At 45.9% G+C, this 15653-nt stretch carries 13 protein-coding genes and 2 rRNA genes; 11 read left to right on the forward strand and 4 right to left on the reverse strand.

Annotation, left to right across the window (positions count from 1 at the left end; translation table 11 throughout):
* The first annotated feature begins 7 nt into the window (after nucleotides 1-7).
* The 5 genes from A2621_01275 (at nucleotide 8) to A2621_01295 (ending at nucleotide 5475) form a co-directional block, all read left to right on the forward strand.
* A 23S ribosomal RNA gene (locus tag A2621_01275) occupies nucleotides 8-2774 on the forward strand.
* 141 nt (nucleotides 2775-2915) lie between these two features.
* Nucleotides 2916-3030, forward strand: a 5S ribosomal RNA gene (gene rrf / locus A2621_01280).
* 97 nt (nucleotides 3031-3127) lie between these two features.
* On the forward strand, nucleotides 3128-3988 hold the full coding sequence (locus A2621_01285) for a hypothetical protein (GenBank protein ID OFW89536.1): 861 nt from the start codon (nucleotides 3128-3130) through the stop codon (nucleotides 3986-3988).
* A gap of 220 nt (nucleotides 3989-4208) precedes the next feature.
* Entirely contained in the window at nucleotides 4209-5051 is an 843-nt protein-coding gene (locus tag A2621_01290) for a hypothetical protein (GenBank protein ID OFW89537.1), read from the forward strand.
* A 109-nt stretch (nucleotides 5052-5160) separates the two neighbouring features.
* Nucleotides 5161-5475, forward strand: coding sequence for a hypothetical protein (locus A2621_01295; GenBank protein OFW89538.1), 315 nt, complete (start codon nucleotides 5161-5163; stop codon nucleotides 5473-5475).
* Here A2621_01295 and A2621_01300 read toward each other — a convergent pair.
* The 4 genes from A2621_01300 to A2621_01315 all read right to left on the reverse strand — a co-directional run bounded on the left by A2621_01300 (nucleotide 5472) and on the right by A2621_01315 (nucleotide 9232).
* Nucleotides 5472-5675: a cold-shock protein gene (locus A2621_01300; protein OFW89539.1), complete on the reverse strand. Its 204-nt coding sequence runs from the start codon at nucleotides 5673-5675 to the stop codon at nucleotides 5472-5474. The two genes, A2621_01295 and A2621_01300, sit on opposite strands and share 4 nt — an antisense overlap.
* Nucleotides 5676-5879: 204 nt before the next feature.
* Nucleotides 5880-7670: a hypothetical protein gene (locus A2621_01305; protein ID OFW89540.1), complete on the reverse strand. Its 1791-nt coding sequence runs from the start codon at nucleotides 7668-7670 to the stop codon at nucleotides 5880-5882.
* Nucleotides 7671-7870: 200 nt separating this feature from the next.
* Nucleotides 7871-8815: an FAD-dependent thymidylate synthase gene (locus tag A2621_01310; protein OFW89541.1), complete on the reverse strand. Its 945-nt coding sequence runs from the start codon at nucleotides 8813-8815 to the stop codon at nucleotides 7871-7873.
* Between the two features lie 57 nt (nucleotides 8816-8872).
* On the reverse strand, nucleotides 8873-9232 hold the full coding sequence (locus tag A2621_01315; protein OFW89542.1) for a hypothetical protein: 360 nt from the start codon (nucleotides 9230-9232) through the stop codon (nucleotides 8873-8875).
* A gap of 86 nt (nucleotides 9233-9318) precedes the next feature.
* On the opposite strand from A2621_01315, the gene A2621_01320 reads away from it, so the two are divergent.
* The 6 genes from A2621_01320 (at nucleotide 9319) to A2621_01345 (ending at nucleotide 15556) form a co-directional block, all read left to right on the forward strand.
* A complete protein-coding gene (locus A2621_01320) occupies nucleotides 9319-9606 on the forward strand; it encodes a 50S ribosomal protein L28 (GenBank protein OFW89543.1) in 288 nt (95 codons plus the stop codon).
* Between the two features lie 66 nt (nucleotides 9607-9672).
* Nucleotides 9673-10431: a hypothetical protein gene (locus A2621_01325; GenBank protein OFW89544.1), complete on the forward strand. Its 759-nt coding sequence runs from the start codon at nucleotides 9673-9675 to the stop codon at nucleotides 10429-10431.
* Nucleotides 10412-11611, forward strand: coding sequence for a tRNA guanosine(34) transglycosylase Tgt (locus A2621_01330; protein ID OFW89545.1), 1200 nt, complete (start codon nucleotides 10412-10414; stop codon nucleotides 11609-11611). The genes A2621_01325 and A2621_01330 overlap by 20 nt, the downstream gene beginning before the upstream one ends.
* A gap of 63 nt (nucleotides 11612-11674) precedes the next feature.
* Complete coding sequence (locus tag A2621_01335) at nucleotides 11675-13510, forward strand: GTP-binding protein TypA (GenBank protein ID OFW89546.1); 1836 nt, start codon at nucleotides 11675-11677, stop codon at nucleotides 13508-13510.
* An 8-nt stretch (nucleotides 13511-13518) separates the two neighbouring features.
* The gene (locus tag A2621_01340) at nucleotides 13519-14793 is read left to right on the forward strand and encodes a hypothetical protein (GenBank protein OFW89547.1); all 1275 of its coding nucleotides are present in this window, start codon (nucleotides 13519-13521) and stop codon (nucleotides 14791-14793) included.
* A 100-nt stretch (nucleotides 14794-14893) separates the two neighbouring features.
* Nucleotides 14894-15556 (forward strand): hypothetical protein, encoded by a 663-nt coding sequence (locus A2621_01345; protein ID OFW89548.1) that lies wholly within the window; start codon nucleotides 14894-14896, stop codon nucleotides 15554-15556.
* The last annotated feature ends 97 nt before the right edge of the window (nucleotides 15557-15653 follow it).

Genomic DNA, 15653 nt, shown 5'->3' on the forward strand with positions numbered 1-15653 from the left:
GAAGTCTCAATAAAGCGTTTTAAGAGCATTTGGTGGATGCCTTGGCATTAAGAGGCGATGAAAGACGTGGTACGCTGCGATAAGCGACGGGGAGGTGCGAACAACCTTTGATCCGTCGATCTCTGAATGGGGGAACCCACTGCACACTGCAGTATCCTGTTCTGAATACATAGGACCAGGAAGCAAACCCGGCGAATTGAAACATCTAAGTAGCCGGAGGAAAGGAAATCAAACGAGACTCCGTTAGTAGTGGCGAGCGAACGCGGACCAGGCCAGCCTTTACGAAAAGAACAATTTGAATCATCTGGAAAGATGAACGACAGAGGGTGATAGTCCCGTAGAAGTAATGTCTTTTTGTAGAGCTCGAGTAGGGCGGAACACGTGAAATTCTGTCTGAATATAGGGGGACCATCCTCTAAGCCTAAGTACTCCTTAATGACCGATAGTGAACTAGTACCGTGAGGGAAAGGCGAAAAGAACCCCAAGAAGGGGAGTGAAATAGACCCTGAAACCAAATGCTTACAATCAGTCAGAGCACCTTTAAGGTGTGATGGCGTACCTCTTGCATAATGGGTCAGCGAGTTAGTCTCTGTAGCAAGCTTAAGCCGATAGGTGTAGGCGCAGCGAAAGCGAGTCTGAATAGGGCGATTGAGTTACAGGGATTAGACCCGAAACCGGGTGATCTACCCATGGACAGGTTGAAGTTACGGTAACACGTAATGGAGGACCGAACCATATGCTGTTGCAATAGCTGTGGATGATCTGTGGGTAGGAGTGAAAGGCTAATCAAACTCGGAAATATCTGGTTCTCCGCGAAATATATTTAGGTATAGCGTCAGAGGGTTACCATCGGGGGTAGAGCACTGGATAGGCTAGGGGGGAGCAATCTCTACCAAACCTAACCAAACTCCGAATACCGATGAGTATACTCTGGCAGACAGACTACGGGTGCTAAGGTCCGTGGTCGAAAGGGAAACAGCCCAGACCGCCATCTAAGGTCCCCAAGTCATCATTAAGTGGGAAAGGATGTGGGAAGGCCAAGACAGCTAGGAGGTTGGCTTAGAAGCAGCCATCCTTTAAAGAAAGCGTAACAGCTCACTAGTCTAGTTAAGCCGTCCTGCGCCGAAAATGTACCGGGGCTAAAATGATGCACCGAAGATGCGGATTTTAGGAATCTATCGTGATTCTTAAAGTGGTAGCGGAGCGTTCTGTAAATCTGCGAAGGAATACGGTGACGTATTCTGGAGATATCAGAAGTGAGAATGCTGACATAAGTAACGACAAAGCATGTGAGAAACATGCTCGCCGAAAGTCCAAGGTTTCCTGCGCAAGGTTAATCCGCGCAGGGTTAGTCGGCCCCTAAGGTGAGGGCGAAAGCCGTAATCGATGGGAACAAGGTTAATATTCCTTGACCAGTCTGAAGTGACGAAGATTGTAAGGTGTCTTTCCTAATTGGATTGGAAAGGCAGTGAAAATCTTCCAGGAAATAGCTCAGACGTAAATGACCGTACCCTAAACCGACACAGGTGGATGAGTAGAATATACTAAGGCGCTTGAGAGAAATATGTTGAAGGAACTCGGCAAATTGACCCTGTAACTTCGGAAGAAAGGGTACCCATCTTTGGGCAACCAGAAATGGGTGGCACAGAATAGGGGGTGGCGACTGTTTATCTAAAACACAGGACTATGCTAAGTCGAAAGACGATGTATATGGTCTGACGCCTGCCCGGTGCTGGAAGGTTAAGAGGAGGTGTGCAAGCTCCGAATTGAAGCCCCAGTAAACGGCGGCCGTAACTATAACGGTCCTAAGGTAGCGAAATTCCTTGTCAGGTAAGTTCTGACCCGCACGAATGGCGTAACGATCTCCCCACTGTCTCCAACATATACTCAGTGAAATTGAATTCTCCGTGAAGATGCGGAGTACCCGTGGCTAGACGGAAAGACCCCGTGCACCTTTACTGCAACTTTACAGTGGTATTAGGGTGTTCATGTGTAGGATAGGTGGGAGTCTATGAAGCTTTGGCGCCAGCTAGAGTGGAGACGTCCTTGAAATACCACCCTTGAATGTTTTGATATCTAACCAGGAGCCCTGAATCGGGCTTTGGGACCCTGTATGGTGGGTAGTTTGACTGGGGCGGTCGCCTCCCAAAGAGTAACGGAGGCGCGCGAAGGTAGGCTCAGGCTGGTCGGAAATCAGCTGTAGAGTGCAATGGCATAAGCCTGCTTAACTGCAAGACTGACAAGTCGAGCAGAGACGAAAGTCGGTCATAGTGATCCGGTGGTTCTGTATGGAAGGGCCATCGCTCAACGAATAAAAGGTACGCCGGGGATAACAGGCTGATCTCCCCCAAGAGTCCACATCGACGGGGAGGTTTGGCACCTCGATGTCGGCTCATCACATCCTGGGGCTGAAGCAGGTCCCAAGGGTATGGCTGTTCGCCATTTAAAGTGGTACGTGAGCTGGGTTCAGAACGTCGTGAGACAGTTCGGTCCCTATCTACCATGGGTGTTGAAGAATTGATAGGATTTGTCCCTAGTACGAGAGGACCGGGATGAACGTATCTCTGGTGTACCGGTTGTTCCGCCAGGAGCATCGCCGGGTAGCTATATACGGACGGGATAACCGCTGAAAGCATCTAAGCGGGAAACCCACCTAAAAACTAGTTCTTCCTATGAGAGACGTTGTAGACCACGACGTTGATAGGCTGGGTGTGGAAGCGTGGCAACATGTGAAGCTAACCAGTACTAATATCTCCATCGGCTTTATTTTGATCTTCATGTACAGTAATATGTATTCTAAGTTCTATTAAAAAGTCGTTTTAAGTAAAACAACCCTTAATAAAATTTCAGCAATCGTTTCAAAAAATAGTGTTTTCTCTTTTGTTTCCTTTTCAATAAAGGAAGCTCCTAGATAACCTGGTGGTTATAGCGAGGAATCTACACACGATCCCATCCCGAACTCGACCGTGAAAGTCCTCTGCGCCAATGATACTACACCTCGACGTGTGGGAAAGTAGGTCGCTGCCAGGTTTTCTAGGAGCTTTTTTTATTCTTTCCCTTGATATGCCGAATGTACTTTCTCGGATGGATGTTACGTTCGAGGTTTTGGTGGAATCCAATTACAAATTTGTTTGAGGTGGCAAAGAAAAAAGATTATCTTGTGGGAGCAGTTAATTCACGATATACAAAATATAACCACCCTTTACAAAGGAAAAATCAAATGAAAAATTTTTTACTTGTTCTTGTTTTGTTTAGTGTAAGCGCCGCAACTTATGGAGCGGAAGCAGAAAGAGAAGATGCACAAACACCAAGGGCTGAAGTACATAGATCCCATCCTGTATTTGATGAGGTAATGGTCTCTAAGGATGTCCATGGATCTATGATTCATGTCCCAACCACCAATCAACTGCGTGATATGCTTTATTCTAAGTATTATGGTGATTCTGTAATTCCTATTGATGGACTTTATTCTGAACATATAGGTGGGATGCTATTTTCAAGATTTGATGGTAGGGATTGGATTTTCTCTGTGAAAAAAAATAGTTTCAAACGCATTATGGAAGAGAAACTCTCCAATTGGGTGGTAGAAGGACCTTACCCTATTCTCTATCAAGTGGCTTCAAGAACCACGCAATTGTTTGAGGAGAGTTGTCGTCTATGTGGTAGTGGGCCGCATCGTCCATGCACAAAATATACGTATGTCTTTGAGGCTGCTTATAAAATTATGGGGGGGGAGGAGAGAGAACCGATCTGGGGTCAACTGATTTTAACAACTATTGCAAAAGAGGCTAGTTTTTTTGAAGAATTTGGACCAAATAAAGAAATGAAAAAAGTACTACCTGTAAAAATTAATGTTTATTCAGATGCACTGGTGTCAAAAAATGGTTCGGTTACTGTTGGTGGTCCTCAGGGAAAAACCCCGTTTATTGTTCAAGAAATTGTTGGGCCAGAATTTCACGATAACCTGTTTTTCTCTTTTGAGGGGTAATGTCCTCTGCGATACTTCACCTCGACGTGTGGGAAAGTAGGTCGCTGCCAGGTTTTCTAGGAGCTTTTTTTATTTTTTATCGGAATTGATTTTTTTCACAGACGAGTATGAACTTTTTAAGTAATGAGTTATAAAAATTCTGAGGAATTTTCTATAGCTTTCAAGAAAGACACAGCGGAATTTTCAATTCCTCAATAATTTTTATCATGGTGAAAATGTAATGAAAAAATTCCTATCCATTTTCCTCTCTTGCCTCCTTCTCTTTTCTGGCTGTTCGGAAAAAAGTTCCTATCATCCAGAGCGCAGAAAATCTTTAGAGAAATTAGTGAAATACTTTCAGGTATATGATGCTCAAGACCAAAAAGGTCCTCTGGTCCTAAAAAGAATAGGTCGGGATTATGATGGGGGATATGTGGTGGCCGAAAAATCATTGAAATCGGCGGATGTTCTGTTGGGCTATGGTATTGCGGATGACATCTCATTTGAAGAAGCTTTTTGCACTCTTTATAAAAAACCTGCTTATGGGTTTGATGGGGGTGTCGAAAATGTAACATCCAAAAATAAGTTATTTACATTTTTTAGGGAAAGTATTTCAAGCGATAAATTTTTGTATGGGAACCAAACGTCTTCAGGCAAAGTTTCTACCTTTGGACAACAAATTTCCAGGCTGAAATTGCAGGATAAAAAAGTCTTCGTCAAAATGGATATCGAAGGCGCCGAATATGATGCCTTTGCGGATATACTCCCCCACCATGCACATATTACTGGGATTGTGCTTGAGCTTCACTTTAAGTCTTTAGAATCCCTCAAAAGGGCTATCGAGCTTCTTACTAATCTTGATAAGCACTTTTTATTGATCCGTATCCATGGCAATAATGCGTGTGGCTCAAGATTCTCGACCAAAGGGATGTCAGGTAAGATTCCTTATATGGTTGAGCTGACTTATATTAACAAAAACTTAGTAACCAAATTTGAACTGTCAAAAAACCAAAAGCATCCTCAAGATCTGGATATGCCGAATATACCATCCCGACCTGATGTGGCATTTGAAATAAAATCTTAACAGCTTCGGTTTAGATAAAAAAGGTACTAAAACCCTTGGACAAAAATAGTTTTCTCAGATGAGGTCTGCTAGACTTTGACTTAAAAGAGGTATCTTAAGGGGGAGGCAGATGCTTAACAAAAAACTTATATCCATCCTGGTCGTTGTGGGTGTTTTCTTGAACTCAGGCGTCGTTTTTGGCAGCCCGACTGATCCTGAAAGCCAAGAGTGTTTCCGTTTTCTTCGTCCTCTTCCTCAACCCGTTCAAGAAGATCCAATGATCAGAATTCGTCGTTCTCTGAATTATTTTATACCTGCTCCTTTTCAGTGGGTAAGGTTCCCCCTCTATGCAACAACCCTCATAGTACTTCTAAAAATAAATAAAAAAGGCCCCCGATCTTTCGACCAGGAGCCTTTTTCGGTCTTGAATAAACCTAAAGTTTAGACAAGTTGCAAATTTCCGGCAGATTGCTTGCCGCGATCAGTTACGATTTCATAGCTGACTTTTTGCCCTTCGTTAAGACCTTTCAATCCAGCACGCTCAACAGCGCTGACGTGCACGAATATGTCTTTCCCACCATTCTCAGGGGAGATAAAACCATAACCTTTTGTTGGATTGAACCATTTTACTGTACCGTTTGCCATAACAATTTTTCCTTTCAGTGGCGCATCAATAGCTGAGGTCTTGAATTATTTCAAGTAAGGTATTTACGAATTTTTTGGGAAAAGTCTTAATAAATATCTTAGAACCGCTTTTGAAAACAGATTAACGGATCCACACTAAACTGATTTTTCTAAGAAAACCAGCTTTTTTTTATTTTTTTTCGTGAGGGGGGGGTAGAAAAGTCTTTATTTCTGGATCTTTGTAAATCCGTCATCACTCCAGAATTCACTGCCCACATAGTGCCGGCCCACAAACAAGCCGACAGGATCATATCTTTTTTTGAGAAAGAGAAGTCGTTTATAGTGAGGGCCCCACGCGCGCTGTTGCCAATTTTTACCAAAGAAATCAGCCTGCGGGTTGTAGGTGCCGCCGCTCGGAATAAGTGTCCGCATCACGGCCATGGCTTTCTGCACCCTCTTGGCACTTTTCTGGGCTCGGACAAGATTGGGTTCATGCTCTTTGATGTTTTTATAAACCTTCCCTTCTCCCTTAGAGGTTATGAGCAGAGCAAACGCGTCTATCATCACCGGATTTAGGGGTGTTTTTTTCGCCGCTTCGATGACTGCTTTGGAGGCTCCAGCCAATCCTTTATTAAAATGAAGTTCAAGGGGACTGAGTCGAGAGGCGTCAAAGAGAGCTTGTACCAACTGATCGAGAGAGGGGCCCGATAAGAATTTCTTTGGGATCCAGAGGGAATCTGCGCCCTGTATATAGAGGCCCACTTCTCTATTGCTGTTTTTCCACCAAAATTTTTTCCGAGCTTTTGGCCGCTGATCTGTTTTGATAGATTGAGGCATTGTCTTTGTAAGATAAGCATAATCCCACCATTTCTCGGCAGGGACTACGCTAAGGGTGAGAGAGGACGAAGTTTCAAGATCGCCAGATTGTTTTTGAACCCATTCGCTAAAGGGTTTCCAAATCACCATCATTTGTTCTTTTGTGAGAGACTGACACAGCATGGAAATCTCAAGAGAGTTATTTTTACGAATCACAATTTTCTCTCCCCAATTTGGATTCAGGAGATTGCTTCTGTAAAAGATAAAAAATTCTTTCAGCAACTTTTTAAAGGCTATGTCGGATCGCGCTTTGATTTTCATCTCTGCCGACCCAAAATATTTTGGCAAAGCATGTGTTTGGAGGGTAACCTTTGTGATGACCCCAAAGGAGGCCCCGGCGCCTTTTAGTGCCCAAAAAAGATCAGGGTTTGTACAGGCATTAGTGGTAAGAACGGCGCCGTCAGAGGTTACCACCTCGGCTTCAAGAAGGCCGGCAGAGGCTACCCCCCACCGTTTGGAGAACTCTCCAAACCCCCCTGTTTGAATAAATCCTGCCACGCCCACTGTGGTGCATCCTCCCCCTTGGACATACCGTCGGCCGCGAGTTGTAATGGCATCATACGCTTGCAGCCAATTGGCACCGGCTTCTATCGTGGCCGCCGGGACGGGTTTACCCGGGCAGTCGTGGGGCGTGAAAGCATTGTGAAGAGTGATTTTATTCATATTTTTGGTCCAGAGCAGTAAAGAGTCCGGCGCATTCGATTGACCCAAATAGCTGTGAGCGCCCCCCTTCACCACCAACCTTAAATTTTTTGTGCGGGCAAAATTGATGGCTGCGACCACATCCTGCGTGGTGCGAGCCTCCACTACATATCGGCTGAGGGAGGAATCCCAAGCTTTGAACCATCCACTTAGCTCTGTTCCCCCAGGCTGCTCTTGCACATAGAAAGGATTTTTCATGAGAGAAAGGGCTTCAAAGCAGGCTTTTGATTTGGTATTTTTTCGACACGCAGAAAGAGGGTCCTTAACCGGCCAAAGTCGTCCTCCCACATTTTTTTTGAGCTTCTCCCATTCAGTGACAGATGGCCACGTAGCGTCAGAGGGGCGCACGCGACGAAGAGGCGCTGCTGTCACGGATAGGGCACACCAGAGAGAACTCAGAAGAAATAAAGAGAGGCCAAATTTGACGAAGGGGAGCATAGCATTCCTATTTTTTTAGACTTCTTGCCAAACCACAATCTGGGGGCGATTTTGTCGTCAAAGCTTGGTCTTCGGTCCTCACGTACTCAAGTACGTTCCGGTCCTCGCCGGCACTTTTCCTAAAACTCCCCACCCATCTTGTCGCTTTTGCGACGAAGTCTGTATTTATGGTAACACAGGTCTGAGAGGAAAGGCGACGCTTAATTCTTGCCGAGGATCTCCATCAATTCACCCCACTCGCGTTGCCCCATCCCCATGGATTCGGCGGTGGGGTTTTTGCCGGCAATCATCTCTTTCACAGTCGCGAGTCCTTTGCCGGAAAGATGAACCCCGTTTTTACGGTAATTCATGAAGGCCTCATAAGCGAGAGGTACCCATTTTTTAACAATATCCAGCATCACTTCTGCATAAACGCGCAATTCATATTGCGCGTGGGGATCGGCACGGAGAGACAAAAAGTGCATTAAATTACTGAGATCAATTTTCCAATACCATTGGGTATAGACACTGACAGGGAGGTTAATGCGGGCCAATTCACGGGCCAATCCTTTTTTGTTTTTATCAACCACATTTCCGTGACCATCTTCGTTGAGAAGTTCTTGGTAGCTATCATAACATTGTAGCGCATCCCGCTTTAAAAGCTCGAGGGCGCGCGCGGCTTCTTGTCCCTCGAGAACATCTTCCCGACCTTGGCGGTTGGTTTGAGACTGCTTGCCCAACTGATCAGGGGAGGGCACGTAAAACTCATTCTCCAAAATAGAATAACGGGCAGAATACTCATTTACATTGGCGGTGCGATGGCGAATCCAGTCGCGGGCCACGAAGATGGGCATCTTGGCATGGATTTTAATTTCGCACATTTCAAAGGGGGTGTTATGACGGTGCCGCAGCAAATAGTTAATGAGGGCTTTATCATCTGAAAGTCTTTTCGTTCCTTTTCCATAAGATACCCGCGCGGCTTGCACAATGGCGGCATCGTCTCCCATATAATCAATCACCCGAAGGAACCCATGATCTAAGAGGGGGAATGGTTTATAAAGAATTTTTTCCACCTCTTCACAAACGGGACGCAACGTCGGTTGAGGGTGGCTTCTGAGTACCTCAATTTCTTGTTCCTGGGTTAAGAGTGTGACGGGTGTATCCATATGAGTCGTATCCTTCTTTCGAAGTATTCTAAGGATGTCAGATTAAAAATGGAAGATCTATTTTGCCGTGGCGGTTAATATGACGCCGGCCATGATGAAGAGAGCGCCTACAAAGAATCGTGCGCTCAGTTCTTCTCCGAAAAAGTAATGACTTAAGAGGGGCAAAATAATAAAAGCGGAAGAGACAAACATATAGGCTCGTCCAATGGCCATGTGCTGAAGAATATACAACCATGAGAACATGGAAAGGCCATAAGACACCAAAGCCATGATAAAAAGAGGCTTTAAAATCAAATGCAAGGGATGGGCCAAATCGGCGATCATGAGGGCACTTTTTTTAAGCAAGAGTTGCCCCGTACAGAGCGTCAAAATGGAAAAGGCGAGGCAAAAATAGACCATGACAAGAACATATAACATTTTTTTCTCCGAGGCAAAGCAAAATACTTGACCTGGCCGTTTCTTTCCTATATGAACATATGTTCAGAGTTTTGAAAGGAATGATCATGTCTCGCGTGTGTCAAATTACGGGTAAAGGCGTTATGGTTGGCAACAATGTAAGCCATGCCCATAACAAGACCCGTCGTCGGTTTTTGCCCAACCTTCAATCGGTTTCTCTTGCCAGTGAAGCGCTCGGGGTGTCAGTGCCCATTCGTTTATGTACCCGTGGGCTTAGGACTGTTGAATTTAAGGGCGGCTTGGATGCTTTTTTGCTGAAGACAAAGAATGCGAAGTTGACCCCAGAAATGAAAAAACTTAAAAAGCAGATTTTGAAAAAACAAGGTGCGGCTTAAAAATTTTTTTTATTTCTGTCGTTTTAAAACCCGCCTTATCGCGGGTTTTTTAATTTAGGTGTACGGGTGGATATCTTTCTTTTTCTTGTGTCGCTTTTCTTAAACTTACCTTCCGAATCGTTGCTGTTGGTTGAGTTTTTTCTTTGTGGCATCTTAATTTTACTGGCGGAGCGTTTCTTTGGGCTCGCTGGGCTCTATGTTTATACGGCGATGGGAGTCGTGGCTGCCAATATCTCTGTTTTAAAAACCGTTCAATTTGCCTTTTATCCAGTGCCTATGGCTCTCGGGACCATTGTTTTTGGTTCCTTATTTTTGTGCAGCGATATGATTAACGAGCGCTACGGAAAGGCTGCGGCCTTAAAGGCAATGGGACTGGGGTTCTTTGGCTACTTTACCACCTTGTTGATGATGGTCATGACGTTGGGGTATGCCCAAAGTTCCTCGTTTTATTTTCAATCGGCGGTCTCCTTTCTCATGATCCCCGGGCCCTCTCTTTTTCTAGCCAGCCTGATTGCTTATTTTCTCGGCCAATACGTGGACATTTTTCTGTATCATTTTATTCACGTCAAAACGGGGCAGCGCTATTTATGGGTGCGGTCATTGGTTTCAACCCTTTTGGCCATCTTCATTGATAATACACTGTTTAGTCTGCTCGCGTGGCACTTTTTTGCGGTCAAGTCGTTGGCCTTTGAGGACATCTTTTGGACTTATATTTTAGGAGGTACCATTCTCAGAATGGCTTTATCCCTTGGGAATGTGGCCTTTATGTATATATCTTCTTTTTTAAATAGAAATAAAAATCCCCATGTTCCCTCGGTATCCTAACTTTTCTTTTAAAGCTCAGTCTTGTGCCAACGCCGGCTCTGCGCGGCTTGGGGAGATCATCACGCCCCATGGAGTGGTCAAGACACCGGCCTTTATCTTCTGTGCGACAAAAGGGGCAATGAAGGCCATTGCCATGCCAGAAATGAAAGCAGCAGACACCCAGATTATTTTGTCGAATACCTACCATATGATGTTGCAACCGGGGTCAGAACTCGTTCAGAAGATGGGGGGATTGCATAAATTTTGCGGATGGGAGGGGCCCCTGCTCACTGATTCTGGAGGGTTCCAAATTTTCAGTTTGGGGCACGGTTCCGTTTCTGATGAAATCAAGGGCAAAAGATCAAGCGGTAAGGGCAGGTCTTCCGTCGTGAAAATTAAAGAAGAAGGAGCCTCTTTCCGTTCGTATATCGATGGGAAGAAATGGCTTTTAACTCCGGAACAATCCATCCAGGTTCAACGACAATTAGGCGCTGATCTCATTGTGGTTTTGGACGAATGTACTCCCTTTCATGTGGATAAGGCCTATACGAAACGGTCCATGGAAATGAGCCACCGCTGGGCGCTCCGCAGCCTCGCCGAATTTGACAAAGGGAACACCCATACCCAGGCCCTCTACGGCATTATCCAAGGGGGCATTTACGAAGATCTGCGTCAGCAGAGTATCGATTTTGTGAACGACCATGATTTCTTTGGGCATGCCATCGGGGGGTGTTTGGGTGAAATGGAAGAGCAGATGAATGAGATCACAGCCTTCACGGCCTCCAGACTGCGCCCGGATCGCCCCATTCATTTATTGGGAGTTGGAACGGTTCGGCACATCTTTTCGGGGGTGCGACAGGGCATTGATACCTTTGATTGCGTGCATCCTACCCGGATCGCTCGCCATGGAGGGGCTTTGGTCAAGGGGGCTCCGCGCGAGCATCTTCAAATCCGAAATGCGCAGTACAGAGAAGATGAAAATCCTCTGGAATCTGACTGTGCGTGCCCCACGTGCCAGGGGTATTCGCGTTCCTACTTGCATCATCTTTTTAAAGCCAAAGAGATATTGGGGATGCAGCTTTTAACGGTGCATAATGTGCACTTTATGAACAATTTACTGAAAGACATCCGAAAAGGATTACAAGAAGGCACTTTTTCCCAAGTAGAAAATAAGTGGCTGAATAGAAAAAAATCGATATAAAGCAATCAAACTATAGAGATTTCATGGTTTTTATGGTATAAACTCTATCTTTAGCTTTTTGGAATGATGAGAATGACTGAAATTCGGAACTTGGCAATCATTGCCCACGTGGATCATGGTAAAACAACTCTTGTTGATGCCCTTCTGCACCAGAGTGGAACTTTCCGTGAGAATGAACGCGTGGAAGAGCGTGCCATGGACTCAAACGACTTGGAAAAAGAGCGAGGGATTACCATTCTGGCCAAGTGTACCTCCATCAATTGGGGGGACAAACGCTTTAACATCGTGGATACACCTGGACATGCTGACTTTGGTGGTGAGGTAGAGCGTATCCTAGACATGGTGGATGGGGTGATTTTATTGGTGGATGCGGCGGAAGGTCCCATGCCACAGACCAAGTTTGTGCTGACCAAGGCGCTCGCCCAAGGGCTCCGTCCCATTGTGATCATTAACAAAATTGACCGTCCGGACGGGCGTCCGCAAGAAGTCTTGGACGAAGTGTTTGAGCTCTTCTTTTCATTGAATGCGACGGATGAACAATTAGATTTCCCCATTTTGTATGCCGCCTCTCGAGATGGCTGGGCGGCGCGGGATCTCAACGATCCTCGCACAGACATGAAGCCTCTTTTGGAAACCATTTACAGCCACATTCCCCCTCCCACCGTTGATAAAGAGGGACCCTTCAAAATGTTGGCCACCATTTTGGAATATGACAACTTTGTGGGGCGTATTCTGACGGGGAAAGTTTACAGCGGAAAACTTTCCGTGAACGATGCCGTCAAGGCGCTTTCTTCTGCGGGAGAGGCAAAAGAATCGGGTAAGGCCACCAAACTCTATATGTTTAAAGGGTTGCAGCGTGTATCTATTGATTCCGTGGAAGCGGGGGACATTATTACGTTTGCAGGTCTTTCTGAGGCAACGGTGGGGGATACCCTCTGTGCGCCTTCAGTGACAGAGCCTTTAAAAACAATTCCCATTGATCCCCCGACTCTTGCCATGACTTTTTCCGTGAATGATTCACCGCTCGCGGGGCTCGAAGGCAAAAAGCTTACCTCTCGTATGATTCGAGATCGACTCATGCATGAAAATGAAATCAATGTTTCTATTCAGGTGAGCGAAACAGAAAGTAAAGAGGCATTGGACGTAGCTGGTCGGGGAGAACTTCAATTGGGTGTTCTCATTGAAACCATGCGCCGGGAAGGATTTGAATTGTCCATTAGCCGTCCGCGCGTTTTGTTTAAAAAAGATGAGCAAACGGGGGAACGGTTAGAACCTATGGAAGAAGCCCAAGTCGACGTGGATGAACCTTTTGTGGGCGTTGTTGTTGAAAAGATGGGTCTTCGAAAAGGAGAGATGATCAATATGACCACCATCGGGGGAGGGAAGGCGCGCTTGACGTTTATCGTTCCCACCCGTGGCTTGATTGGGTATCGAAATGAGTTTCTCACAGACACTCGGGGAACGGGCATCATGTGCCGGTCTTTCCATGGATATGCGCCTCATAAGGGAGAAATTAGCGGACGCCGTAATGGAGTTTTGCTCTCGACTGAAAAAGGAAAAACGGTGGCCTATGCTCTGTGGTTTATCGAAGAGCGGGGAACGTTATTTGTTTATCCCGGCACAGACGTGTATCCCGGGATGATTATCGGAGAAAACTCGCGCCCAAACGATCTGGAAGTGAATCCGTTGAAAGGGAAAAAGCTGACAAACGTGCGGGCCTCTGGTAAAGATGATGCCATCAAGTTGACACCGCCCCGAGAAGTGACTTTAGAGCAGGCCATCGCCTATATTCAAAGCGATGAGCTTGTGGAAGTGACTCCTGAAAATATCCGTCTGCGCAAAGTTTATTTAGATGCGAATGACAGAAAAAGAGCGGAGCGATCTAACACTTTTGAATAGGATCTTGGATGATCTCGGCTTTCAAAAAAAAATATATTGATCCTTATTTCTCTCCCCGAGTTTTAAGTATTGGTTTTTTTGGCTTCCCATACGGGATGATGTTCTTCCTCATGGTTCTGACCCCACAGGTTTGGCTGAAAGAAATTGGGGTTGATAAAACGAACATCGGTCTCTTCGCGCTCGTCAGCTTTCCTTATGTATTTAAGTTTCTCTGGGCTCCTATGGTGGATGTGGTGAAGTTGCCCTTTTTGCATCGGTTGGGTCAACGGCGCAGTTGGCTCATTTTTGTGCATCTCTGTTTGATCGTCGGGTTAATCGCCATGGGGTTTTCTGATCCAAGGCCCGACCATTTAATTCCCATTGGCATCATTGCCTTGGTTCTTTCTTTTTTGGCGGCGACCCAGGATATTATTGTGGATGCTTATCGCATTGAGATCTTGAATAAAGATCAATCCATTCCGGGGGTCAGCCTGTTGATTTTTGGGTATCGGTTAGGGTCTCTCACCGCTAAAGCTGGCCCTTTGTATTTGGCTCATTACTTCAATTGGACAGTGGCATATATTGTTATGGCGCTTCTCGTCGGCATTGGGATCATCGCGACGTTATTCAATCCCGAGCCCGTGCATACGAACAAAAAAAGGACGTTATCCACCACCATCATCGAACCCTTTTACGAGATTATTCGACGTTCTTCCTTTTGGCCAGCCATGATTGCTTTTGTGATTTTGTACCGTCTGAGTGACGCCATGATTCATAATATGGCCTCTACCTTTTATCTGGAAATCGGGTTTTCCAAGACAGATATAGCTTCTGTCATGAACGTCTTTGGAGTTTGTGCCACCATTGTGGGAGGATTCCTAGGAGCCGCCGTTGTAAAACGATTCCATATTTACAAAGGATTGTTTTTTTGCGGTGTGTTTCATGCCCTCTCGAACCTCATGTTTGTTTTGCTGGCCTATACCGGCAATGATCTACCCACTTTCTATCTGTCTGTGGCGGTTGAGAACATCACAGGCGGGATGAGCACGGCAGCTTTCTTTGTGTATTTATCTCGGGTGTGTCACTTAAATTCAGCCGCCACTCAGTTTGCGCTTTTAACGTCTCTCTGGTCTCTTTCAACACCCCTGGCGAGCTTAAGTGGATGGATCGTGGACCAGCTTTCCGGGCATTGGATCGCCTTTTTCTTGCTGACGGTTGTGGCGGCAGTGCCAGGCATTGTGCTGATTCGGTTGTTGCCTAAGTATGCCTTGGGGAACGAAGGCGCCATTGACCCGGTGACATGAATTTTCTCCACAGTTCATCCTCTTCGTCTCTCTCTGTGGGGATTTTTTTGAAGACGATAGAAGATTCAGCTGATACCATATTAATGGAGGAGGACTAGGGATGATGCGGATACTTTTTTTCTTCTTTTTTTGGGGCCTCTGGGGCACGAGCGGGGCGGCTTCTGTTGACAGAGGAGATATAGAACCGGCGCCCCCTCTTGAAAAACATCTGTCACCGAGTATTGGAACGATAACAGCCGGGTATGACCGTGTCTTTGAAAAGCCCAATGCGTGGAGCGAAGCATTTTTGGGCCATATAAAATTGGAGGATTTCCAGCGCTATCTTTCCACCCCTCAGGAGGAGGGACAGGAAGAAAAGAAACACCCCAGGTTGGGCCAGTTTTATCAGTCACGCGTTGACGCGTACAATAAATGTGTCAGAGCGCTGAACAAGCTAACGCTGGCTCAGCAACAATTCTGGGGTCAGCAGGCTGACCTTTTTACGGATCCTTTTCTGTTTGTGCGCGCCCAGCGTATTCCTAAGATCCCCGCGAAGAGGTTAAAGGAGATGACCAGGTTAACTGACCTAAAAGAAGGTGAGGAAAAACATTTATTTTCCATCTTTTTGTATATAGGGCAGGCAAGAAAAGAAAAACTGGAGACGATTAATCTTAGTTTTACGTCCAGCAGAGCAGAGCTGTCTGAGAGAGAACGCTTCATCAAGGGAGAGGCAGAAGAACCGACCCCAAGCTGCTGGCCTTGTTGGAAAAGAGGGGCGGCATAGGTGCCGGGCGTTCTGGACATAAAACTCCGTCGTGTTTTTTACTTAAGGGGCTGAAGTAGGGAAGACCTAAAAATAGGTGTCTCTGGAAAAGCACCTA

The sequence above is a fragment of the Alphaproteobacteria bacterium RIFCSPHIGHO2_01_FULL_41_14 genome, from assembly GCA_001767855.1.
Lineage (GTDB): Bacteria > Pseudomonadota > Alphaproteobacteria > UBA7879 > UBA5542 > 2-01-FULL-41-14.